Source organism: Streptomyces mobaraensis (genome assembly GCF_020099395.1).
Lineage (GTDB): Bacteria > Actinomycetota > Actinomycetes > Streptomycetales > Streptomycetaceae > Streptomyces.
The window spans coordinates 4,465,674-4,487,661 of record NZ_CP083590.1 but is presented as its reverse complement, the minus strand read 5'-3'; the positions used below and the strand labels follow the sequence as shown (position 1 = coordinate 4,487,661).

At 74.5% G+C, this 21,988-nt stretch carries 18 protein-coding genes; 2 read left to right on the top strand and 16 right to left on the bottom strand.

The genetic code is table 11. From position 1 onward, the window contains the following. Positions 1 to 35: 35 nt before the first annotated feature. Positions 36 to 659 (bottom strand): Uma2 family endonuclease, encoded by a 624-nt coding sequence (locus K7I03_RS19650; protein WP_185942659.1) that lies wholly within the window; start codon positions 657 to 659, stop codon positions 36 to 38. A gap of 127 nt (positions 660 to 786) precedes the next feature. Further along, the gene (locus K7I03_RS19645) at positions 787 to 1,620 is read right to left on the bottom strand and encodes a trans-aconitate 2-methyltransferase (protein WP_185942658.1); all 834 of its coding nucleotides are present in this window, start codon (positions 1,618 to 1,620) and stop codon (positions 787 to 789) included. Between the two features lie 112 nt (positions 1,621 to 1,732). On the opposite strand from K7I03_RS19645, the gene K7I03_RS19640 reads away from it, so the two are divergent. Beyond that, positions 1,733 to 2,230, top strand: a complete 498-nt coding sequence (locus tag K7I03_RS19640) for a MarR family winged helix-turn-helix transcriptional regulator (RefSeq protein WP_185942657.1) — start codon at positions 1,733 to 1,735, stop codon at positions 2,228 to 2,230. Here K7I03_RS19640 and K7I03_RS19635 read toward each other — a convergent pair. Continuing rightward, a complete protein-coding gene (locus tag K7I03_RS19635) occupies positions 2,189 to 2,977 on the bottom strand; it encodes a response regulator transcription factor (RefSeq protein ID WP_224347122.1) in 789 nt (262 codons plus the stop codon). The genes K7I03_RS19640 and K7I03_RS19635 overlap by 42 nt on opposite strands. Before the next feature lie 238 nt (positions 2,978 to 3,215). Between K7I03_RS19635 and K7I03_RS19630 the strand changes: the two genes are divergently transcribed. Further along, a complete protein-coding gene (locus tag K7I03_RS19630; protein WP_185942655.1) occupies positions 3,216 to 3,668 on the top strand; it encodes a GNAT family N-acetyltransferase in 453 nt (150 codons plus the stop codon). Between the two features lie 51 nt (positions 3,669 to 3,719). Here K7I03_RS19630 and galK read toward each other — a convergent pair whose 3' ends face one another. The 13 genes from galK to rsmI all read right to left on the bottom strand — a co-directional run bounded on the left by galK (position 3,720) and on the right by rsmI (position 21,919). After that, positions 3,720 to 4,859 (bottom strand): galactokinase, encoded by a 1,140-nt coding sequence (galK, locus tag K7I03_RS19625; protein ID WP_185942654.1) that lies wholly within the window; start codon positions 4,857 to 4,859, stop codon positions 3,720 to 3,722. Continuing rightward, on the bottom strand, positions 4,856 to 5,827 hold the full coding sequence (gene galE, locus K7I03_RS19620; protein WP_185942653.1) for a UDP-glucose 4-epimerase GalE: 972 nt from the start codon (positions 5,825 to 5,827) through the stop codon (positions 4,856 to 4,858). The genes galK and galE overlap by 4 nt, the downstream gene beginning before the upstream one ends. Beyond that, a complete protein-coding gene (gene galT, locus K7I03_RS19615; RefSeq protein WP_224347459.1) occupies positions 5,824 to 6,867 on the bottom strand; it encodes a galactose-1-phosphate uridylyltransferase in 1,044 nt (347 codons plus the stop codon). The genes galE and galT overlap by 4 nt, the downstream gene beginning before the upstream one ends. A 583-nt stretch (positions 6,868 to 7,450) precedes the next feature. Further along, positions 7,451 to 8,179: a response regulator transcription factor gene (locus K7I03_RS19610; RefSeq protein WP_185942652.1), complete on the bottom strand. Its 729-nt coding sequence runs from the start codon at positions 8,177 to 8,179 to the stop codon at positions 7,451 to 7,453. 292 nt (positions 8,180 to 8,471) lie between these two features. Continuing rightward, on the bottom strand, positions 8,472 to 10,451 hold the full coding sequence (locus tag K7I03_RS19605; protein WP_185942651.1) for a PQQ-binding-like beta-propeller repeat protein: 1,980 nt from the start codon (positions 10,449 to 10,451) through the stop codon (positions 8,472 to 8,474). Between the two features lie 304 nt (positions 10,452 to 10,755). Further along, positions 10,756 to 12,561, bottom strand: a complete 1,806-nt coding sequence (locus K7I03_RS19600; protein WP_185942650.1) for an ABC-F family ATP-binding cassette domain-containing protein — start codon at positions 12,559 to 12,561, stop codon at positions 10,756 to 10,758. Between the two features lie 97 nt (positions 12,562 to 12,658). Next, positions 12,659 to 15,190: an FtsX-like permease family protein gene (locus K7I03_RS19595; RefSeq protein WP_185942649.1), complete on the bottom strand. Its 2,532-nt coding sequence runs from the start codon at positions 15,188 to 15,190 to the stop codon at positions 12,659 to 12,661. 242 nt (positions 15,191 to 15,432) lie between these two features. Then, positions 15,433 to 16,395 carry a 4-(cytidine 5'-diphospho)-2-C-methyl-D-erythritol kinase gene (locus K7I03_RS19590; protein WP_185942648.1) on the bottom strand — a complete coding sequence of 321 codons (963 nt, stop codon included), beginning with the start codon at positions 16,393 to 16,395 and terminating at the stop codon, positions 15,433 to 15,435. A gap of 85 nt (positions 16,396 to 16,480) precedes the next feature. Next, positions 16,481 to 17,356: a 16S rRNA (adenine(1518)-N(6)/adenine(1519)-N(6))-dimethyltransferase RsmA gene (gene rsmA, locus K7I03_RS19585; RefSeq protein WP_185942647.1), complete on the bottom strand. Its 876-nt coding sequence runs from the start codon at positions 17,354 to 17,356 to the stop codon at positions 16,481 to 16,483. After that, positions 17,353 to 18,960, bottom strand: a complete 1,608-nt coding sequence (locus tag K7I03_RS19580) for a resuscitation-promoting factor (RefSeq protein ID WP_185942646.1) — start codon at positions 18,958 to 18,960, stop codon at positions 17,353 to 17,355. The genes rsmA and K7I03_RS19580 overlap by 4 nt, the downstream gene beginning before the upstream one ends. A 100-nt stretch (positions 18,961 to 19,060) precedes the next feature. Continuing rightward, positions 19,061 to 19,981, bottom strand: coding sequence for a TatD family hydrolase (locus K7I03_RS19575; RefSeq protein ID WP_185942645.1), 921 nt, complete (start codon positions 19,979 to 19,981; stop codon positions 19,061 to 19,063). A 66-nt stretch (positions 19,982 to 20,047) separates the two neighbouring features. Then, positions 20,048 to 20,527: a hypothetical protein gene (locus K7I03_RS19570; protein ID WP_221902930.1), complete on the bottom strand. Its 480-nt coding sequence runs from the start codon at positions 20,525 to 20,527 to the stop codon at positions 20,048 to 20,050. A 489-nt stretch (positions 20,528 to 21,016) separates the two neighbouring features. Beyond that, a complete protein-coding gene (gene rsmI, locus K7I03_RS19565) occupies positions 21,017 to 21,919 on the bottom strand; it encodes a 16S rRNA (cytidine(1402)-2'-O)-methyltransferase (protein WP_185942644.1) in 903 nt (300 codons plus the stop codon). Positions 21,920 to 21,988: the final 69 nt, after the last annotated feature.

The following is a 21,988-nucleotide window of genomic DNA, read 5'->3' as shown; positions in this document are numbered from 1 at the left end:
GCGGAGCGGCACGGGAGGGCGGCGGGGACGGGCGGTCAGGGCGCGGTGACCGCCGCGCCGATGGCGAAGCCTTTGGCCGGGCCGGAGGGGATGACGGCGTCGGTGCCGTAGGGGACGCGGTGCTCGTCGAGGTAGTCCTCCTTCTCCACGACCGGCGAGCTCAGCAGGACCACCGCGCCGTCACCGTCGTGGTCGTCAACGAGGATGTAGAGCGGAATTCCGGCTCGGGCGTATTCGCGACGCTTGCGGACGCGGTCGCGCTCCTGGTTGCGACGACCGGGCGAGACGACCTCGATGACGGCGCTGACCCCGGCCGCGTCGATGCCGAGCCCTTCCTCGTCGGGAATCTCGTCCAGGTCGGCGGGTGCGATGAGGAGGTCCGGGATCCACCCCTTGCGGCGGTGCATCAGGTTCGCGTCCTGGACGGGCGCATGCCCGGAATCCTCCAGATGTGCGTCAAGTGCACGTCGCAGGCGGTTGATGACAATGGCGTGGCGACGGTTGCCAGTGGGCGACACCTCGATGGACCCCTCGATGATCTCAGCGCGGTAGCCCTCGGGGAGATCCATGGCCTTCCACGTCTCCCACAGAAACGTGTCCAGATCGGCCACCGGTTCGTCATCCGCCACCGGGATCACCTCGTGCGCGAGTGCGGTCATCGTGAAGCACCTCCTCCTTCAGTCTGGGCGCGGGCGCCATTGCGGCACAAGCGACGCCGCGAACGCTATGAGCCCCCGACGGCCCGCACAGCCGGTCCGCGCGTCATCACGCGAAAGGGTGATCGGATCATCGTTTCCCCTCCTCACCCCCCGGTTTCCGCGCCACCACGAAGATCCGCCGGAACGGGAAGACCGTCCCGTGCGGGCCCGGTGGATACGCCTCGCGGAGGAGGGCCGCGTACTCGGCGAGGAACTCCTCCCGTTCCTCCGGGTCGTCGGCGAGGGCGGTGAGGACCGGGCGGAGGCCGGTGCCCTTGATCCAGTCGAGGACGGGGTCGGGGCCGGGGAGCAGGTGGGTGTAGGTGGTTTCCCAGGCGTCGACGGTGAGGCCCAGGTCGGTGAGCACGGTGAGGTAGGCGGCCGGGTCGAGGACGTGGACGGGGCCTCGGGCGGCGCCGGCGAGGCGGTCGCGCCGACGTGGGGTGTCGCAGAGGCGGCGCATCAGGGTGTGCGAGGGCGCGTTCTGGTTGCCGGGCACCTGGAAGGCGAGGACGCCTCCGGGGGTGAGCGCCCCGGCCCAGGCGGGGAAGGACGCGGGGTGATCCGGCACCCACTGGAGCAGGGCGTTCGCGATGATCAGGTCGAGCGGGCCGTCGGGGGTCCAGTGGGCCGCGTCGGCGGCGGCGAAGGAGATCCGGCCGCCGCCGCTGGTGGGGCCCGCGTGCGCGGCGGCCGCGCGGAGCATCTCGGGGGAGTTGTCGAGCCCGGTGATCAGAGCGTCGGGCCAGCGCTGGGCGAGCAGCGCGGTGGCGTTGCCCGGGCCGCAGCCGAGGTCCGTGATCCGGGCCGGGCCGGGGCCGGGCGGGTCGGGGACGCGGGCGAGCAGATCGTGGAAGGGGCGGGTGCGGGGGCCGGAGTGGCGGAGGTACTGCCGTGGGTCCCAGGTCGGGGTGTGGGGCATGGGGGGCCTCCTGGGGGTGAGGAGGGTGGAGGGCTCTGCCGGGTCCAGCATCCTCCCGTCAGTATCTTGACGTCAAGAGACTTCATGTCGACAGACCCACTACACTGATCTCATGGAGGACGAGGTCGATCGGCTGGTCGCAGCATGGCGCCGGGAGCGCCCGGACCTCGACGTGGAGCCGCTGGAGGTCTTGAGCCGGGTCAGCAGGCTCGCCCGGCACCTCGACCGGGCGCGGCGGATCGCGTTCACCGAGCACCAGTTGGAGCCCTGGGAGTTCGACGTCCTGACGTCGCTGCGGCGTGCGGGCGCGCCGTATCAGCTCTCCCCCGGGCAGTTGCTGACGCAGACGCTGGTCACCTCGGGCACCATGACCAACCGCATCGACCGGCTGGCCAAGAAGGGCCTGGTCCGGCGGGAGCCCGACCCCAACGACCGGCGCGGTGTCCTGGTGCGGCTGACGGAGGAGGGGCGGGACCGCGCGGACGAGGCGCTCGCCGGGCTGCTCGCCCAGGAGCGGGCGATCCTCGCCGAGCTCTCCACCGCGCAGCGCGTGGAACTCGCGGCCCTGCTACGCCAGTTGACCGCCCCGTTCGACAACGTCCCCGGCTAGGTCGACCGGGCCCACCCCGGCCCTGCGGGCCAGCGCGACGGCGGCGAGCGTGGAGTGCACGCCCAGCTTGCCCAGGACGTTCTGCATATGCGTCCGCACCGTGTGCGGGGAGAGGAAGAGCCGTTCGGCCACGGCCTTCCGGCCGAGCCCGGCCACCATGCAGCGCAGCACCTCCCGCTCGCGCGGGGTCAGCGACTCCACCAGGCGCTCGCTCTCCGTACGGTGCTTGCGCGCGGCCGTCAGCTCCCGCAGAACGCCCGTCAGCAGGGCGGGCGGCAGATGCGTCTCGTCCCGCAGCACCCCTCGTATCACCGCGAGCAGGCGGGAGAGCGAACAGTCCTTCGCCACCCAGCCGCCGGCCCCGGCCTGGAGCGCCGCCGCCGCCCGGCGCGGGTCGTCCCGCTCCGCCAGCACCACCGTGCGCACCCCCGGATGCCCGGAGCGCACTCCGGCCACCAGGGAAATCCCGTCCACCACACCCTCGGGCTGACCCGTCGGCGGCCGCCCTGGAGGCCGGCGCTGCTCCGGGACCCGGGCCGCTTCCACGGCCGACGCGCCCAGATCGGCGTCGATCAACAGGACGTCGTAACGCCGCCCTTCCGCCGCCGCGCGCTCCAGAGCGCGCAGCGCCGCCGGCCCGCTGCCGGCCGCCGAGACGTCCACGTCCTGCTCGGCCGCGAGGGCGGCGGCGAGCGACTCGGCGAAGATACGGTGGTCGTCGACCACCAATACCCGAATACGTGCCACAACCACCCCCAAATCCGGGGAGGCGTGCAGTGCGGGTACGGCGCCCGGTACGGAGCCGTCGCACGCGCACGGCCGCCGCCGTGCCCTGACAACTACCCCACCCCGGGCGACGTACCTGCCTGTCTCGCCCCCTGATCGGCGTCGGCCCCCACCGACGCTGTGCTCAGCGTACGGCCGGGGTCCGACAACGGAAGCCGATTCGCAAAACTGCTTGACCCAGATGTTTATCGTGAGCTTTATGTTCAGTATTGAGGTAGTGAACGACGCGGAACGACGCGATGTGATCCGACGGCGACTCGCCGCCGACAACAACGAACGATCCCCCGTCATGCGCTCCCTGCGCGGCACCGCCGCCGAACACAGCGTCCCCGTCGAGCTCTACTCCCTTGACGGCGAAGGGGAGTTGGCCGGCGGACTGACCGGGCACGTCCAGTACCGCTGGCTGCACATCGGCTTCCTCTGGGTCGACGCGCGGCACCGCGGCACGGGACTCGGCGGGCGGCTCGTGGCCGCTGCCGAGGAGAGCGCCCGCCGGCGGCACGGCTGCGTCGGCAGCCGCGTGGAGACCTGGGACTTCCAGGCCCCGGACTTCTACCGCAAGCAGGGCTACCAGGTGGTGGCCACGGTGGAGGACTACCCTCCGGGCGTCACCGAGTACACATTGATCAAGTCCCTTGCCACGGAAGGGTGATCGGGCCGCCCCGATCAGCCGTCCGATCATGCCGTTCCGGAGCCGCCGCGATCAGGCGTCCCGCCGCGCCCCCTCGCCCGCCGTCACCGCGAAGACGGCGGGCGCCCCGAACCCGGCGGACGCGAAGGCGGAGTCGACGGCCCGGGCCACCGCCTCCGCCCGCTCCTCCGCCACCAGCGCGATGGCCGACCCGCCGAAGCCCCCGCCGGTCATCCGGGCGCCCAGCGCGCCCGCCGCGCGGGCGGTGTCGACCGCCAGGTCCAGCTCCGGGCAAGAGACGGCGAAGTCGTCGCGGAGCGAGGCGTGCCCGGCCGTGAGCAGCGGCCCGGCCGCCCGGAGCTCCCCGGCCGCCAGCAGCGCGGCCACCCGCGCCACCCGCTCGTTCTCCGTGACGACGTGCCGGACCACCGGACGCAGCTCGGGTGCCAACGTTCCGAGCACATCCGGGAGTTGCGCGGGCGCGATGTCCCGCAGGGCGCGTACGCCCAGCGCCCGCGCGCCCGCCTCGCACGCGGCGCGGCGCGCCGCGTAGGCGCCGTCCGCGAGCGCGTGCCGGGCGCCGACGTCGACGACGAGCAGCCGCAGCCCGTGCGCGGCCGGGTCGAACGGCAGGTGGCGGACGGTGAGATCGCGGGTGTCGAGGTGGAGCGCGTGCCCGGCGCGGCAGCGGGCGGCGGCCGTCTGGTCCATGATCCCGCAGGGGACGCCGACGAAGGCGTGCTCCGCGTGGCGTGCCAGCCGGGCCAGTTCGGCCGGTTCCGGCGCGAGACCGTGGACGCCGGTGACGGCGAGCGCCGTCGCGACCTCCAGGGCGGCGGACGAGGAGAGGCCGGCCCCCTGCGGCACGTCGCTCTCTACATGCAGGTCCGCCCCGCCCACGGCCAGGCCCGCCGAGCGCAGCGCCCAGACGACGCCCGCCGGGTAGGCGGCCCAGCCCCGGATCCGCCCCGGGACGAGCGCGGCCGGCTCCAGCGTCACCACCCCGCCGTCGGCCCGCGCGGAGTGCAGCCGCAGCAGCCCGTCCGGCCGCGCGGCGGCGGCCACCCGGGTGCGCCGGGACAGGGCCGTCGGCAGCACCAGGCCGTCGTTGTAGTCGGTGTGCTCGCCGATGAGGTTGACGCGGCCGGGTGCCGACCAGACGCCGTCCGGCGCGCGGCCGTAGACCGCCCGGAACCCCGCCGTGGGGTTCACCGCGGCTCCGCACGGCGGGCGAACTCCCAGGCGTCCGCGATGATCCCGGCCAGCTCGGGCCGCCGGGGCTTCCAGCCGAGCACCTCGCGGGCGCGCTCGGCGGACGCCACGAGGACGGCCGGGTCGCCGGGCCGGCGCGGGCCCGTGCGGCACGGGAGCGGCCGGCCGGTGACCGCGCGGGCGGTCTCGACGACCTGGCGGACGGAGAAGCCGTTGCCGTTGCCGAGGTTGCAGATCAGGTGCTCGCCGGGGCGGGCGGCGTCCAGGGCGAGCAGGTGCGCCTCGGCCAGGTCGCTGACGTGCAGGTAGTCGCGGACGCAGGTGCCGTCCGGGGTGGGGTAGTCGTCGCCGTGCACCGTGATCTCCGCACGCTCGCCGAGGGCCGCCTGGAGGACGAGCGGGATCAGGTGCGTCTCCGGGGCGTGCCGCTCGCCGTACCGGCCGTGCGCGGCCGCGACGTTGAAGTAGCGCAGCGAGACGGCGGCGAGGCCGTGCGCCGCGCACTCCCCGGCGATCATGTGGTCGACGGCGAGCTTGGTGGCGCCGTAGGGGTTGGTGGGGGCGGTGGCGTCCGTCTCGGTCAGCGGGACGGGGTCCGGCGGGTCGCCGTAGGTGGCGGCGGTGGAGGAGAAGACGAGGGTGCGGACGCCCGCGTTCCGCATGGCGTCGAGCAGGTCGAGGCTGCCGCCGACGTTGTTGCGCCAGTACTTCTCGGGGGCCGCGACGGACTCCCCCACCTGCGAGCAGGCGGCGAAGTGCAGGACGGCGTCGTACGAGCCGTCCAGCCAGCGCGCGGCGTCCTGCACACGCCCTTCGATGAAGCGCGCGCCCTGCGGGACGGCGTCGCGGTGGCCGGTGGACAGGTCGTCGAGCACGGTCACGCGGTGCCCGGCGGCCAGCAGATGGGCCGCGACGACGCTGCCGATATAGCCGGCGCCCCCCGTGACCAGGCACGTCCTCATGTTCATCCGGTTGCCGCCTCTCGCAGTCGCTCCGCCGCGGTCTCCGGCGGCACGTCGTTGACGAACACGTTCATGCCGGACTCGGAACCCGCGAGGAATTTGAGCTTGCCGGGAGCCCGGCGGACGGTGAAGAGCTCGGCGTGGAGCGCGAATTCACTCCTGAGGGGGTGGCGCACGGGCGCCTGGTGCCAGCCGGAGATGTACGGGGTCGGCGGCGCGCCCGGCCCGAACAGGCGGTCGAAGCGGCGCAGCAGCTCCCGGTGGACGCCCGGCAGCTCGGCCCGGGCCGCCGGGCCGAGGGCGGTCAGGTCCGGCACCCGGCGCCGCGGATACAGGTGCACCTCGTACGGCCAGCGGGCGGCGTACGGGACGAACGCCGTCCAGTGCTCCCCGGCGAGGACGACGCGGCGCCCGTCGGCCTCCTCGCGGGCCACGACGTCGTCGTACAGGTTCCGGCCGCCCGTGCGCTCGCGGTGCGCGGCGAGGGAGGCGAGGGCGCGCTCGGTGCGCGGGGTGACGAAGGGGTACGCGTAGATCTGGCCGTGCGGGTGGGCGAGGGTGACGCCGATCTCCGCGCCGCGGTTCTCGAAGCAGTAGACCTGGGCGGTGCCGGGGCGGGCGGACAGCTCGGCCGTGCGGTCGGTCCACGCGTCGAGGACGAGGGCGGCGCGTTCGTCGTCCAGCGCGGCGGCGGAACCGTGGTGGTCGGCGGTGAAGCAGACGACCTCGCAACGCCCTCCCTCGGGCCCGGCGAGGGCCGGGAAGCGGTTCTCGAAGACCACGACCTCGTAGTCGGCGTCGGGAATCTCGGTGGGCCGGCCGGGCCGGGAGGGACAGAGCGGGCAGGCGTCGGGCGGCGGGCGGTGGGTGCGGCCCTGGCGGTGGGCGGCGATGACGACGGTGTCGCCGAGCAGCGGATCGGCGCGCAGCTCGCTGCCGCGGCCGGCGGGGGCGGGGTGCGGCCCGTCGCCGTCGGCGATGCCGCGCGGTGCGGCCGGGTCCGGGGCCGGCCGACGGGCCGTCCCGGCGTCGTGGACCGCGTCCATGGCATCCACCGCCCCGGGCCCTGGCTCCGCGCCGCCGCCGGGCGGGTACGAGGCGGCCGGCGCGGACGACGGTAGGCGGGTACGGGCCGGGCCGGCGGCGGAGGGGCCCGTCGCGGCGCCGTCCTGCGCGCCCGCCTCGCCGCCCGGAGCCGGACCTGGCGGGTCGGCCCGGGGGTCCGGACCTGACGGATCGGCCCCTGGCCCCGGGCTTGACGGATCGGTCCCCGGATCCGGACCTGACGGATCGGCCCGCGAATCCGGGCCCGCCAGACCGGCCCCCGGCCCCGCACCGTCCCGGCCGGAGCCCCGGGCGTCCACCGCGTCGCGGGCCGTGTCGTCCCGGGCGTCGTAATAGAACAGCTCGCGGCCGTCGGCGAGCCGGGTGGCCGTTCTCTTCATGTCCGCACTCTGCCCGCTCGTACCGCCCGGCACACCGGTCCCGCCGGCCACGGCCGGTCGGCGGCTCGCCGTGCCGCGAACGGGGGCCGGGTTCGCGCCCGTACTGCCCAAGCACCACCGGCCGCCCACGCCCGGCGGCCCGCCAGGCCGCGGGGAGCGGGCGCCCGCCCGTACCGCCGCGCCCCTACGGGCCCTGGCGGCCCACCGCGCCCCGGGCGACGGCCGGGGCCGGCACGGGCGGCGTCCGGCCGCCGGCCGCGCGGTCGAGGAGGCCCGTGCGGGCCGCCAGGGCGGCGGCCTCCAGCCGGGAGCCCACGCCGAGCTTCATCAGCACCCGTTGCACATGCGTCCGAGCGGTGCTGGGCGCTATGCCCATCCCGGCCGCGATCAGCCGGGTGTCCTCACCCTCGGCCACCCGGACCAGCACCTCGACCTCGCGCGGGGTCAGCAGCTGGAGCAGCCGGGCGCCCTCGTCGTCGGGCTGGGCGGCCGGGTTGAGCAGTTCGGCGAAGGCGCCCTGGAGGAGCTGGGGCTCCACCGCGGCCTCGCCGGCGCGGGCCTTCATCATGGCGCGCTCGACGCCCTCGATGCGCTCGTTGTGCCGTACGTACCCGGAGGCGCCGGCGGCGAAGGCGGCGGCGATGCCGAGCGGGCTGGGCACCGGGCCGAGCACCACGACGGCGACCTGCGGGCGCTCGCGTTTGATCCGGACCACGGGGTCGAAGGCCCCGGGCTCCGCCGGGGCGGCGGTCCCGAGCAGGCACACCTCAGGTGCCCGGCTCACCACCAGATCGGCCGCTCCCGCGCTCGGCGCCGCCGCGGCCAGCACCCGGTGCCCCCGCAGCTTCAGCGCCGAGGCGAGCGCCTCGGCCAGCAGCCGGTGGTCGTCGACCACCATGAGCCGCACGCCCATGCGCTGCCCCCCTGTCGCCCGCGTACGTCTCTCGTCGCCCTCTGCCCCCGGAAGCTACACGCTTGTTCGACGTTCCGCGCCCCCTACTCGTGAGAAGTCCCCCGGAATGCCGAAATCCCTGTCAATCACGTGTACTTCGCGTCTGAAACGGATCGTTCAGGCATGTACGCGTGATGGACAGGGATACGGCGTGGAGTGCTCGCTAAGTGATCAACTCCCGTGGCGGAAGTGACCGTTCGAACGATCGCCCGAACGACCGTCCACGTGACCGTTCAGCGGCGGACTCGGCCTCTCACTCGGCTCCCCAGATCATGGCGACGTACTCCTTGCCGCCCGCGAACGGGCTCGGCTTGTGCAGGTACTTGCGGCCCAGGTAGAGCCGGCCCTGCGCCCAGATCGCCTGCTCGAAGAGGGGCGAGATCTGGTTCTCGGTCTGCTGGGTGGCGACGGGGTTCTTCAGCAGCACCTTGGTGGCGAAGGTCTGCGGGTCGATGCTCACCACCGTGCCGCCGTTGCGCCAGCCCGCCGTCTGGTAGCCGATGACCGCGCCGTCCTTCTCCACGCCGATCGGCACCAGCGTGGAGCTCACGCGGCCGTCGGCCTTGCCCTTCGTCTGCCCGCTGGCTAGGTCGAACGCGACGATCTCGTTGACGCGGCCGACCTCGCCGGACTTGCCGGTCTGGTGATCGTCGGTGGGCAGGTAGAGCTTGTCCTTGCCGACGGCCAGCTTGTAGCAGGACTCGACGCCGCTCGACGAGCAGCGCGGCTGGTACTTGCCGTTCTCCGTGGAGATCTTGCTGCGCAGCTTGCCGTCCGAACCGCTGTCGTCGATGGCCATGAAGTCCGAGACGCCGGTGCCGCTGTGGTCGCCCACCTTGACGCCGATGACCAGCGGGTCGGTCGACACCACGTGCGCGCCGTCGACGCCGTTCGGCAGGTTGAAGGTGGACTTGGCCTTGCCGGACACCGGGTCCAGCGTCTGGATCTTCATCTGCGGGCGCTCGTAGTCGCCGCAGCGCCGGACCGCGACGAGCTTGCTGCCGCCGCCGTAGCCGTCGTCCTTGCAGAGGTCCTCCGGCTTGGGCTTCCACAGCTCCTTGCCGTCCATCGTCCAGGCGGCGCCGCCCTGGATGCTGCCGGCCGCGACGGTGCCGCCGCCGACGGTGACCTCATCGAACTGGACCGTTCGGTCACCGACCTTGATGGATTTCTGCCACAACTTCTTCCCGTTGTTCAGATCCAGGGCCACGATCTGATTGCACGGGCCGCCATAGCGGTTGCTGGCGGACGGCGGCGACTCCTCGACGACCACGGCCGTCTTGCCGTCTTCGGTGACGTGCTTCGGCGCCGAGCAGATGTCGCCGGGCAGCGGGATCTCCCACTGCTTGCCGCCGGACAGGCCGTAGCCGACGACCTTGTCGAGGTCGCTCTTGGCGAAGACCTTGTCGGTGACCCACATGCCGGCCGCCGACCGGCTGTCGTCGACCACCGGCTGGTCGGCCCCGAAGAGGAGCTTGCCGTCCTTCGGCTTCTGGTCCTCGGACCCGCCCTTGCCGCCGGTCTCCTTGCCCTGCTCCTGCTTCCCGCCCTTGTCGGCGGAGTTGGTGGGCTTGTCGTCCTTGTCGTCGCCGCCCTGGGTGGCGTACCAGACGCCACCGCCGACGGCGAGCACCAGCGCGGTCACGGCGCTGACGATGACCGTCATCCGCTTCTTGGAGCCGCCACCGGACGGCGCGGGCGGCGGCGCGTACCCACCGCCCCCGTACTGCGGGAACGGCTGGACGGGCGTGGGGGCGCCCGGTCCGGCCGGGCCCGGGTAGCCGTAACCGCCCGCCGGGAACGACGGGGTGTGCGGCGCCCCCGGCGGAGGCGGCGGCTGGGGAGCGCCCGGCGGCGGAGCGAGCGGCGCGCCGGGGGGCGCGGACGGAGCCTGGGGGGCAGCCGGCGGCGGTGGGGGCGCCTGCGGGTAGCCGTACGCGGGCCCGCCCTGCGGCGGCGCGGCCGGCGGCTGGTCCTGCGGCCGCGGCGGCATGGCCGGCGGGGCGCCGAACCCGGGCGCGGTGCCCTGCGGAGCGCCGAAGCCCGGCGCCGCGGACGGCGCCGCGGGCGCCGGTGCGCCCGGTGCGAAAACCGTGGGCGTGGGCGTGGGCCCGGGGCGGTCCTGGGGCTCCGCGGCCGTCGGGGTGGGGTCCTGGGGCGCGCCGAAGCCTCCGGCCGGCTGCTCCGGGGGCACCCCCTGCGGTGGCTGAGGCGGCTTGGGCGGCTGTGACATCGGCTTTCCTCTTTACGCGCGGGAAGCCGCGGCCCGACCGGCCTCCCCCGCGATCCCGGTGGCGGGCGGCCATCGGGAAGGAGCGCATCGGGTGCGGATCCCGCCAGTGAGCGGCAGGCGAGCGGGGGTTCTTTGTATCACTCTGCGCCGCCGGGGCAGGGAGGGCCGCCTGAGGTGCGGAGCCACCGATACCGGGCTGTGACGAGACCGTTGTGGCTTCGATGGGGGACGTGTGTGGCGTCGACGGAGGGCGGGCGCCGCCTCACGCACACCCTGCCACCCGTCCCACCATCCGTCCCACCCGTCACACGTCGTCGGCCAGTTCCAGCCAGCGCATCTCCAGCTCCTCGCGCTCCGCGGCGAGTTCGCGCAGCTCGGCGTCGAGCTTGGCCACCGCCTCGAAGTCGGTGGCCTGTTCGGCGATGCGCTCGTGCAGCTTCGCCTCCAGTTCGCTCACCTTGTCGAGCCGGCGCTCGATCTTCTGGAGCTCCTTCTTGGCGGCCCGGGCGTCGCCCGCGCTCTTCTGCTTGACCGGGGCCGCGGCGGCCGCGGGGGCGGCGGGCGCCGCCGCGTCGAGGACGGCCTGCCGCCGCTCCAGGTACTCGTCGAGGCCGCGCGGCAGCATCCGCAGGAAGCGGTCGCCGAGCAGCGCGAACACCCGGTCGGTGGTGCGCTCGACGAAGTACCGGTCGTGGCTGATGACGACCATCGACCCGGGCCAGCCGTCGAGCAGGTCCTCCAGCTGGGTCAGGGTCTCGATGTCGAGGTCGTTGGTGGGCTCGTCGAGGAAGAGGACGTTGGGCTCGTCCATCAGCAGCCGCAGCAGCTGGAGGCGGCGGCGCTCACCGCCGGAGAGGTCGCCGACGGGCGTCCACTGCTTCTCCTTGGTGAAGCCGAACTTCTCGCACAGCTGCCCCGCGGTCATCTCCCGGCCCTTGCCGAGGTCGACGCGGTCGCGCACCTGCTGGACGGCCTCCAGCACCCGCAGCGCCGGGTTGAGTTCGGCGACCTCCTGCGACAGATAGGCGAGCTTGACCGTCTTGCCGACCACGACCTTGCCGGCCGCGGGCTGCTTCTCGCCCTCCGTCCGGGCGGCCTCGGCGAGGGTGCGCAGCAGCGAGGTCTTGCCGGCGCCGTTGACGCCGACGAGGCCGATGCGGTCGCCGGGGCCGAGCTGCCAGGTCAGGTGCTCGATGAGGACCTTGGGGCCGGCCTGGACGGTCACGTTCTCCAGGTCGAAGACGGTCTTGCCCAGCCGGGAGCTCGCGAACTTCATCAGCTCGGTGGTGTCGCGCGGCGGCGGGACGTCGGCGATCAGCTCGTTGGCGGCCTCGATGCGGAAGCGCGGCTTGCTGGTGCGGGCCGGGGCGCCGCGGCGCAGCCAGGCGAGCTCCTTGCGCATCAGGTTCTGCCGCTTGGCCTCCTCGGTGGCGGCGATCCGCTCGCGCTCGGCGCGGGCGAAGACGTAGTCGCTGTAGCCACCCTCGTACTCGTGGACGGTGCCGCGCTGGACGTCCCACATGCGGGTGCACACCTGGTCGAGGAACCAGCGGTCGTGCGTGACGCAGACGAGCGCCGAGCGGCGCGCCCGCAGATGGCTCGCGAGCCAGGAGATGCCCTCGACGTCCAGGTGGTTGGTGGGCTCGTCGAGGACGATGAGGTCCTGGTCGGCGATCAGCAGCTTGGCGAGCGCGATGCGGCGCCGCTCGCCACCGGAGAGCGGGCCGATGACGGTGTCCAGGCCCTGCGGGAAGCCGGGCAGGTCGAGGCCGCCGAAGAGGCCGGTGAGCACGTCGCGGATCTTGGCGTTGCCCGCCCACTCGTGGTCGGCGAGGTCGCCGATGACCTCGTGCCGGACGGTGGCCTCGGGGTCGAGGGAGTCGTGCTGGGTGAGGACGCCGAGGCGCACGTGGCCCGCGTGGGTGACGCGGCCCTTGTCGGCGTCCTCCAGCTTGGCGAGGATGCGGATCAGGGTGGTCTTGCCGTCGCCGTTGCGGCCGACCACGCCGATCCGGTCGCCCTCGTTGACGCCGAGGGAGACGCCGTCGAGCAGCGCACGGGTGCCGTACACCTTGTCGACGGCTTCCAGATTGACCAGGTTGGCTGCCATTCCGCTCCTCGCTCCGCGGTCTCCCCTTCAGGAGCCCTGTGGTCCTCCCTTCAGGATCCCACGCCCGCGGGGGACCCCGGCCGGGGAGTCTTCCCCGTCACGCCTTCGCCGCCTCCACGGGCCGGGCACGCAGCGCGGCCCAGGTGGGGAGGAGCGTCGAGACGAGCGTGACGGCCCCGGCGGCGGCCACCACCGCCAGGTAGATCGAGGCGGGCCCGGACGGCTGCCAGGTGTCGGAGACGGACAGGCTGAACGGGACGAGCGTGGTGGCCGCCGCGAGGGTGCCGAGGATCAGCCCGACCGCGGCGACGTACAGGCTCTCGACGGCCATCATCCGCAGCACCTGGCCCTTGGTGGCTCCGGTGAGCCGCTGGAGGGCGAACTCCCGGCGGCGGGCGCCGACCGCGACGACCGTCGAGTTGACGACGGCGAGGGTGGTGTAGGCCACGAGCATGCCCACGATGAGGTAGTTCGCCCACATCTGGGTGCGGGTGTTCTCCGCGCGCCGGGCCGTCACCTCGTCCCGGTCGCTGACCTTGAGCCCGGGGTGCCGGGCCACCAGCCGGCCCAGCTCGTCGGTGAGCCGCTCGGCGGGGACGCCGGGGGCGGCCTTGACCAGGATCTGCGCCGGCAGCCCGGTGGTGGTGTGCGGGGCGAGCAGCGTGGTGCTGGCGAGGGCCGTCTCGAAGCCCTCGCGGGCCGGGAAGAGGGCCACGATCCGGACGTCCACCGAGGCGCCGTCGCCCATCCGCAGCCCGATGGTGTCGCCGACCCCTCGGTGCATACGGCGGGCGGCGGCCTCGGGGAGCGCGACGGCGTTCCCCTTCAAGTCGGCCAGCCGGCCGGCGGTCGGCCGGATCGCGAGAACCTGCCCGGCCCCCTCGGCGTCCACGCCCTGGAGGGTCGTGCCGCGCTTGTTCTCCCCGCCGTCGTGCGGGCGTTCGGTGAACACCGTGCTGGTGACGGACGCGCTCGCGGCGGCGACGCCGGGCAGCCCGCGCACGGTGGCCACCAGCGCGGGGTCGATGCCGCCGGCCGCCGAGGTGAGCACCGCGTCGGCCCGCAGGTTCCCGGTGAACTCCCGGTCGGTGGCGGCCGCCACGCTGGTCTGGAGGTAGAGCATGCCGGTGGTGATCGCCGTCGCCAGCATCACCGGGGTGGCGACGGCGGCCGTACGGAGCGCGCTCGCCCGGCAGTTGAGGGCGGCCAGCCGGCCGGACGCGCCGGTCAGCAGGCGCACGGGCCAGTGCAGCAGGACGCTCACGAGCTTCACGAACCACGGCCCCAGCAGCGCCAGGCCGATGACGCAGCACATCACCGTCGGGCCGGCCGTGCTCGCCGCCACCGGGCCGCGCAGGACAAGCGCGGTGACCAGCGCGAGGGCGGTGGCGCCGGCCAGGAACAGCAGCCCCAGCCCCAGCCGCACGGGGTGGAACCACCGCTGCGGCGCGGCGGCCTCGCCCAGCGCCTCGACCGGCTTGGCGCGCACGGCCCGCAGGGTGCCGACGAGCGTGCCGACGACGGACGTCAGCAGGAGGGAGCCGTACGCGGGCAGGGCCGGGATCCAGCCCTGGCTGAACTCGACGGTCTCCGCCACCATGCCCGTGTCGGTCATCCGCCCGAACAGCCACCGGCCCAGCGCGGGACCCGCCGGCCACGCGGCCGCCCCGGCGAACACGGCGATCAGCAGCGTCTCGCCGAGCAGCAGCCGGCGGATCTGGCCCGTCGTGGCGCCGACGGCCCGCAGCAGGGCCAGCTCGCGGAACCGCTGCCGGGCGGACAGCCCGACCGTGCCGGCCACGACGAACATCGCCACGGTGATGCCCAGTCCGCCGAACACCCCGGAGATCGCGACCAGATCCTCGCCGCCCGTGAGCACCTCGGGGTGCTCGACCGCACCCCGGTCGTCACCGGTCAGCAGGGTGACCGGCTGCCCGTCCAACGCCGCCTTGACCCCCTTGCGGACGGCGCCGGCGTCCGCGCCGGACTCGGTGACCACCGCGATGTCGGCGACCGTGCCCGGGTGCGCGGACAGCCGGTCGGCGTCCGGCGCCGAGAAGAACAGCGTCCGCCGCGGCACGTCCCGCCCGGCGGCCGGCCGGGCCACGCCGCTCACCCGGTACTCGGCCGCGCCGCCATGCGCCACGACACGGACGCGGTCGCCCGCCCCGGCCCGGGCGCGCCGGGCGAGGGCCGCGTCGAGGACGACCTCACCGCGGCGGGGCGCGGCACCCTCCGCGAGGGCGTACGGAGTGAGGGCCGCGGACTCCCACCCGTGCGCCTCCGCCGTCCCGCCCCCGTCCGGCAGCGCGACGTCGAACGTCCGCTCCCCGACAGCCGCCCGGACCCCCGGCACGGCTTCGACCTTGCCGGTGAGCCCGGCCGGCAGCTCCACGCGCTCCGCGAGCACCCGCTGCTTCTTCTCCCCCGGCTGGTGGTGGACCCGGTCACCCGTGACCAGGATCCGCGCCCCGGCCAGGCGCTGCGGCGGAACGTTGTTGCGGATGCCCGTCTCCATCAGGCCGCCGCAGGCCATCACGATCGTGGCGCCGATGAGGAGGGCCAGGAAGGTGGCGAGGAAGGCGGGGGTTCTGTGGCGGAGGGAGCGGAGGGCGAGCTTGCCGGTCATTCCCGCAACGGTAGGTTTCGGGGCGGGCTCGGCCCATGGGAGCAGCGGGTGGGTGAGGGGTGGGGTTTTCCCCAGTCCCTCCCCTTCGCCGTTTCCTGGGGCCGCGCCCCAGACCCCCTTTGTCCTCAAGCGCCGGACGGGCTGAAATCAGCCCGTCCGGCGCTTGAGGACAGCGCGCGCAGCGCGCTTCGGGGGTGCGGGGGCTCGCCCCCGCAGAAACGGTGAAAGGGAGGGGCCGGGGCTCACCCCACCACGGTGGCTCCCGCCACCGGCCCCGACGCCACCCGCACCGCCCGGCACGTGCCCGACGCCCGCAACGCCGCGGCGACCGTCTCCGCCTCCTCCGCGTTCTTCGTGAGGAAAGCGGTCGTCGGCCCCGACCCGGACACCATCGCCGCGAGCGCCCCGGCCGCCGCCCCGGCCGAAAGAGCCTCCGCGAGCGACGGCCGCAGCGAAACAGCCGCGTCCTGCAGGTCGTTGGAGACGGCGGCGGCCAGCGCACCCGCATCCCCCGACCGCAGAGCGTCGAGCAGCGCGGCGGAAGCCGCAGGCTGCTCGGGCCCGGGATCCGTCCCCGCCGCGGCGCGCAGCCGGTCGCACTCCGCGTACACGGCCGGCGTGGACAGCCCGCCGTCCGCGACGGCGAAGACCCAGTGGAACGTCCCGCCCGCCTCCAGCGGCGTCAGCCGCTCGCCGCGGCCGACGCCGAGCGCGACCCCGCCGAGCAGGCTGAACGGCACGTCGCTGCCCAACTCCGCGCAGATGTCCAGGAGTTCGTCCCGCGACGCCCCCGTCCCCCACAAGGCGTCACAGGCGAGCAGCGCGCCCGCGCCGTCCGCGCTGCCGCCCGCCATCCCTCCGGCGACGGGGATGTCCTTGTCGATGTGCAGGTGGACGCGCGCCTCGCGTCCGTGGCGCTCGGCGAGGGCGAGGGCCGCGCGGGCGGCGAGGTTGGAGGTGTCGAGGGGGACCTGGCCGGCGTCGGGGCCGGAGCACGTCACCCGCAGTTCGTCGGCCGGTGTCGCGGTGACGCGGTCGTACAACGAGACGGCGAGGAAGACGTTGGCGAGGTTGTGGAAGCCGTCGGCGCGCGGGCCGGCGACGGCCAGCTGGACGTTGACCTTGGCGGGGACACGGACGGTGACGGACTGCGCGGTCACGGAGGACGGCTCCTCGGGTCGGGAACGGCGGTAGAGGCGGATCATATGGAGCGGAGGCGGCCGGGCAGCGGGCCCGGCCCGTACTGCGTTCCCCCGGAGCGCTCGGGCAGCGGGCTCCGCCCGCCCCCGCTCAGCCCGCCTTGTGCTCGGCGATGGCCACGAACTCGTCCACCGTCAGCGACTCGCCGCGCGCCTGCGGCGAGACCCCGGCGGCGACGAGCGCCGCCTCCGCCGCCGCCGCGGACCCGGCCCACCCGGCGAGCGCCGCGCGCAGCGTCTTGCGCCGCTGGGCGAAGGCCGCGTCGACGACCGCGAAGACCTCTTCCCTGGTCGCCGTGGTGGCGATGGGCTCGGCGCGGCGGACGAGGGAAACGAGGCCGGAGTCGACGTTCGGGGCGGGCCAGAAGACGTTGCGGCCGATGGCGCCGGCCCGCTTGACGTGGGCGTACCAGGCGGCCTTGACCGAGGGGACGCCGTACACCTTGGAGCCGGGCGGGGCGGCGAGCCGGTCGGCGACCTCGGCCTGGACCATGACGAGGGTGCGCTCGATGCTGGGGAAACGCTCCAGCATGTGCAGCAGGACGGGGACGGCGACGTTGTAGGGGAGGTTGGCGACCAGCGCGGTGGGCGGCGGGCCGGGCAGTTCGGTGACGCGCATGGCGTCGCTGTGCACGAGTGCGAAGCGGTCGGCACGGTCGGGGAGCCGGGCGGCGATGGTCGACGGCAGGGCCGCGGCCAGGACGTCGTCGATCTCGACGGCGGTGACCCGGTCGGCGGCCTCCAGCAGGGCGAGCGTCAGCGACCCCAGGCCGGGGCCGACCTCGACGACCACGTCGTCGGGGCGCACCTCGGCGGTGCGGACGATGCGCCGGACCGTGTTGGCGTCGATCACGAAGTTCTGACCGCGCTGCTTGGTGGGGCGCACCCCGAGGGCGGCGGCCAGTTCGCGGATGTCGGCGGGGCCGAGCAGGGCGCCGGACTCGTCTGTGCTGGGGCTGGAGCTCACCCGTGAAGTTTACGGCCGCACACGGGCCACGGGCTCGCCCCCCGGCGCACGTAGAGCTTCTTGGCGCGCAGGGTCTGTTCCTCGGCGCTGGCCTCCTGCGGCCGTCCGCTGCCGCCGAGGGACTGCCAGGTGCCGACGTCGAACTGGTACAGCCCGCCGTAGGTGCCCGACGGGTCCACCGCGTCCGGCCGCCCGCCGGCCTCGCACTGGGCGAGTCCGTGCCAGTTCAGGCCCTCCGCGCCCTGCACGGTGCTGGGCAGCTTCTTGGTGCCCACCTTGATGATCTGGGTGCGGGGCTTGCGGACGATCTCGGAGGAGATCTTGCGCGGTTTCTGGCGGACGCCGTTGACGGTGCGGAGCGCGTAGGTGATGCGTTCGACGCCCTTCTCGCCGCGCTGGGCGACGACCTCGGTGCCCTTGGCGAGGTGGGGGTCGTCGTGGCGCTCGGTGGTGAAGTCGATCGGCACCTCGCGGACCTCGCGGCCGCCGGTGATGCGCATGATCGAGACGGTCTGGCCGTCGCGCGGGAAGCTGTCGGGGTCGACGGAGGCGGTGTCCTCGCCGTCGAGGGTGATCCCGGCCTGGGCGATGGCCTCGCGGACGGTCGCGGCGTTGGTGCGGATGGTGCGGGTGCGGCCGTCGGCCATGAAGGTGAGGGTCCGCTCGGTGCGGACGTCCAGGTTCAGGCCGTGCCGGCCGATGGGCGCGGAGCGGGAGGCGGACAGATAGGCGCCCTCGGCCCGGACGCCGAGCTGACGCAGGGCGCCGTCCACGGTCCGGGCGGTGGTCCACACCTGGCGGCGCTCGCCGTCGAGGGTGAGGGTGACCGGGCGGCCGTAGCGGACGATGACCCGGTCCCCGGAGGCCAGGTCGTGATGGCGGCCGGGGGCGACGATGTCGTGCTCGCCGACCGCCATGCCCTCGTCGGCCAGCAGCTCCTCGACGTCGTCCGCGAAGGTGTGCAGGGTGCGCGGGGTGCCGTCGACGCTGAGCTGGACGGCCTTGTCGCCGGCGACGAACGCGGAGGTGCCGCCGGCCAGGAAGGCGACCACCAGGGCCTGCGGGAGCAGCCGGCGCAGCGGGTCGCCGCCCTGCCGGGGGGCCGCCCGCGCGGCCCGCTTGCGGCGCCCGGCCCTGCGGGCGCTCGCCCGGCCGGGGGGCGGCGTCTCGCCGTGGAGGTCGTCGGGGGGCTCGCCGTCGGGCTCGTCGTCGAGGGCGCTGAACGGGCCGCTCCGGAAGGTGTCCTCCGGTTCGTCCTCCGCGGAGGGGACGGCGACGGCGGGCGCGTACCCCTCGTACGGGTGACCGTCGTACGAGGGGTGGACGACGCCGGTGAGCACCGTGGCGGAGGGCGGCGGCGCGGCCGTACCGGGCGGCGCGGAGGTCTGCCGGGGCACGTACGCCTCGTAGCCGGCGTACGTCCCGGAGCCGCCCTGGCCCTGCCCCTGGCCGGGCCGGCTCCCCAGCCCGTGCCCGCCCAGGCCCCCGTGGGGCCCGTACGGGTCGGGCTGGCCGTAGTCGCCGTGGGGCGCGTACGGCCCGTACGGCGGCGGCTCGGCCGCACCGCGGCGCGCGGCGTGGGGGCTGCCCTGCGGATGGCTCACGACACTCCACTGGGTCCGGACTGACGGGACCGGGACTGTAGCGGAGCGGGGGTGACTCTCCCAAGCCCGCCCGTCACCCTGTGTCGTCGGGATCCGGGGGTCAGTACTGGAACGCGCGTGCGGTATTCGCCGCGACCGCCGTGGCCAGGGCGTCCTCGTCCACGCCCTTCACCGCGGCCATCGCCCGGAGAGTGACCGGAATGAGGTACGGCGCGTTGGGCCGTCCGCGATACGGGACGGGGGTGAGGAACGGCGCGTCGGTCTCGACGAGGATCCGGTCGAGGGGGGCGGCCGCCAGGGCGTCGCGCAGCGGCTGGGCGTTCTTGAAGGTGACGTTCCCGGCGAAGGAGAGGTAGTAGCCGGCCTCGGCGCAGACCTTGGCCATCGCCGCGTCGCCGGAGAAGCAGTGGAAGACGACCGTCTCGGGCGCCCCCTCCTCGGCGAGCACCCGCAGGACGTCGTCGTGCGCGTCCCGGTCGTGGATGACGAGGGCCTTGCCGTGCCGTTTGGCGATGGCGATATGCCGGCGGAACGAGCGCTCCTGCGCGGCGACGCCCTCCGGGCCGGTACGGAAGAAGTCCAGGCCGGTCTCCCCCACGCCGCGGACGTGGTCCAGGGCGGCCAGGGCGTCGATCTCGTCCAAGGCCGCGTCGAGGGCGGCGTCACCGCCGGGCTCACGGGCGCCCTGCCGGGACCAGCCGTCGGGATCTCCCAGGACGATCCGGGGCGCTTCGTTGGGGTGCAGGGCCACGGTGGCCCAGACGGCGTCGTGGGCGGCGGCCGTCTCGGCGGCCCAGCGCGAACCGGCCAGGTCGCACCCCACCTGGATCACCGTCGTGACCCCGACGGCGGCGGCCTTGGCCAGTGCTCCGGCGACCGTGCCGCCCTGCATGTCCAGATGGGTGTGCGAGTCGGCCACGGGCACGTTCAGCGGCGCCGGCGGGGGCGGAGGGACGTCCTTTTCGTCGTTCTTCTTCCGCCCGCCGTCCGCCGTGCCGCTGTTCGATGCATTCGCCGCCATGGTCGGGATTCTAGGGACCGCCCCCGGGCCGTGCCCGGGTCGGGTTCCCCGCCCCCGACAACCCGCCTACTTGCGGTGGAAGGGGTGCAGCAGGTCGGAGAGGTGCCAGTGCCGCGGTTCCCGGGGGGCGCGCCGCTGCTCGTTGCCGACGGGGATGCCGCCGCTCATGAACGGCCCGGCCGGGGAGGCCGGCGACACCGTCGTCCGGGAGGCCAGGTGCAGGGCGTCCGCGATCTGGGAGACCTGCCCCGAGCGCATGATGCGGACGAGGTGCTCCCCGCAGTTGGGGCAGGTGGGGCGGGTGAGCGGGGACGGGACACGGTCGCCGTCCGTGTGGTACGTGACGAAGGGCCGGCCCTCGTGGTCCACGTGGTGCTCTATTTCGTACGACTGTTCCCAGCTGTGCGCGCACCTCATGCAGGCGAAGGCGTAGGACTCGTGCACCGTGTCGTGCGCCGTCCGGACGGCCGGCGCACCGGTCTCCGTCGCGGTGCGGATGGCGGTGCCGGACTCCACGCCTCGTGAGGTCCCTGCGGTCTCGCTCATGGCAGCTCCTCTTGTCCTCCGGACATTTCCCGGTCCGTTCGGACGTTCATCGGGATCGGACGTCCCACAACCAGGGAACGCCCATTCCCGCGTCGACGCAGCAGCCCATTCCTCGAATTGGGGCAAACTTAACCGCTACATGCCCGAAGAGCCCGGGAGCGAGGTCTGACCTTTGCTTTTCGCTCCAGCCCTTTACTTTACGGCGGGGCGCGGCGGCCGGCATTTCGCGAGGGGCCCGGCCGGGGGCTCCGGTCCAGGCCATTCCGGGGCCGGTACCTGCGGTTCCGGGCACCCGCAGGGGTCCGGCGGACTGTTTCCGCAGTTCCGAAGGGGTGCCTCCCGGTAAACCGGCCGGGGGTGGGCTTCCGGATTCCCGGAGGGGGCGCTTCCGAGCGTTCCGGGAGTTCCGGAGCGGTCCCCGTCCGGCTTCGGGAAGAACACTTCCGGTTACCGGTGAGAATCGTTCCGTTACCGCTTCCGGGGCCGCCCCTAGCGGGCGTCCGGCCCGCCTTCTCCGGTGCCCCCGGATCTCCCGGCTCCGCCGGATTTCGCCGCGGTTTTCGCCGCCACGACCGCGTCGAACACCTCGCGCTTGGGCAGCCCGGCCTCGGCCGCGACCGCGGCGATGGCCTCCTTGCGGCGCTCGCCCGCCTCCTCGCGGACCCGGACCCGGCGGACCAGCTCGTCGGCGTCGACCTCTCCCGGCCCCTTCTCGGGGGCGCCCTCCACGACGACGGTGATCTCGCCGCGGACACCCTCGGCGGCCCAGGCGGCCAGCTCGGTCAGCGGGCCGCGCCGGACCTCCTCGTAGGTCTTGGTCAGCTCGCGGCAGACCGCGGCCCGCCGCTCGCCGCCGAACACCTCGGCCATCGCGGCGAGGGTGTCGTCCAGCCGGTGCGGCGCCTCGAAGTAGACGAGGGTGCGGCGCTCGTCCGCCACCTCGCGCAGCCGCCCGAGCCGCTCCCCGGCCTTGCGCGGCAGGAAGCCCTCGAAGCAGAACCGGTCCACCGGCAGCCCGGAGACGGCCAGCGCGGTCAGCACCGCGGACGGCCCGGGGACGGCCGTCACCTTCACCCCGCGCTCCACGGCGGCGGCCACCAGCCGGTAGCCGGGGTCGGAGACCGACGGCATCCCGGCGTCCGTGACCAGCAGCACCCGCGCCCCGCCGGTCAGCGCCTCGACGAGCTCCGGCGTACGGGAGGACTCGTTGCCCTCGAAGTAGGAGACGACCCGGCCGGTGGTGTGCACCCCCAGCGCCTGGGTGAGCCGGCGCAGCCGCCGGGTGTCCTCCGCGGCGATCACCTCGGCGGCGGCGAGCTCGGCGGCCAGCCGGGGCGGCGCGTCGGCGACGTCGCCGATGGGGGTTCCTGCGAGTACGAGCGTTCCAGTCACGCCCCCATCCTCGCAGGCGCGCCCGCGGCCTCCCGGGGCGCCGGGCCGCGACCGCGCGCTCCCCGGCGC

What these genes read in the sequence shown, in the direction of transcription:
- K7I03_RS19630 (WP_185942655.1), top strand. Translation starts at nt 3,216, where the DNA reads ATGTTCAGTATTGAGGTAGTGAACGACGCGGAACGACGCGATGTGATC.
- K7I03_RS19645 (WP_185942658.1), bottom strand. Translation starts at nt 1,620, where the DNA reads ATGCCCCACACCCCGACCTGGGACCCACGGCAGTACCTCCGCCACTCC.
- K7I03_RS19570 (WP_221902930.1), bottom strand. Translation starts at nt 20,527, where the DNA reads ATGAGCGAGACCGCAGGGACCTCACGAGGCGTGGAGTCCGGCACCGCC.
- K7I03_RS19610 (WP_185942652.1), bottom strand. Translation starts at nt 8,179, where the DNA reads ATGGGCGTGCGGCTCATGGTGGTCGACGACCACCGGCTGCTGGCCGAG.
- K7I03_RS19595 (WP_185942649.1), bottom strand. Translation starts at nt 15,190, where the DNA reads ATGACCGGCAAGCTCGCCCTCCGCTCCCTCCGCCACAGAACCCCCGCC.
- K7I03_RS19605 (WP_185942651.1), bottom strand. Translation starts at nt 10,451, where the DNA reads ATGTCACAGCCGCCCAAGCCGCCTCAGCCACCGCAGGGGGTGCCCCCG.
- K7I03_RS19650 (WP_185942659.1), bottom strand. Translation starts at nt 659, where the DNA reads ATGACCGCACTCGCGCACGAGGTGATCCCGGTGGCGGATGACGAACCG.
- K7I03_RS19575 (WP_185942645.1), bottom strand. Translation starts at nt 19,981, where the DNA reads ATGGCGGCGAATGCATCGAACAGCGGCACGGCGGACGGCGGGCGGAAG.
- K7I03_RS19640 (WP_185942657.1), top strand. Translation starts at nt 1,733, where the DNA reads ATGGAGGACGAGGTCGATCGGCTGGTCGCAGCATGGCGCCGGGAGCGC.
- galE (WP_185942653.1), bottom strand. Translation starts at nt 5,827, where the DNA reads ATGAACATGAGGACGTGCCTGGTCACGGGGGGCGCCGGCTATATCGGC.
- K7I03_RS19600 (WP_185942650.1), bottom strand. Translation starts at nt 12,561, where the DNA reads ATGGCAGCCAACCTGGTCAATCTGGAAGCCGTCGACAAGGTGTACGGC.
- galT (WP_224347459.1), bottom strand. Translation starts at nt 6,867, where the DNA reads ATGGACGCGGTCCACGACGCCGGGACGGCCCGTCGGCCGGCCCCGGAC.
- K7I03_RS19590 (WP_185942648.1), bottom strand. Translation starts at nt 16,395, where the DNA reads ATGATCCGCCTCTACCGCCGTTCCCGACCCGAGGAGCCGTCCTCCGTG.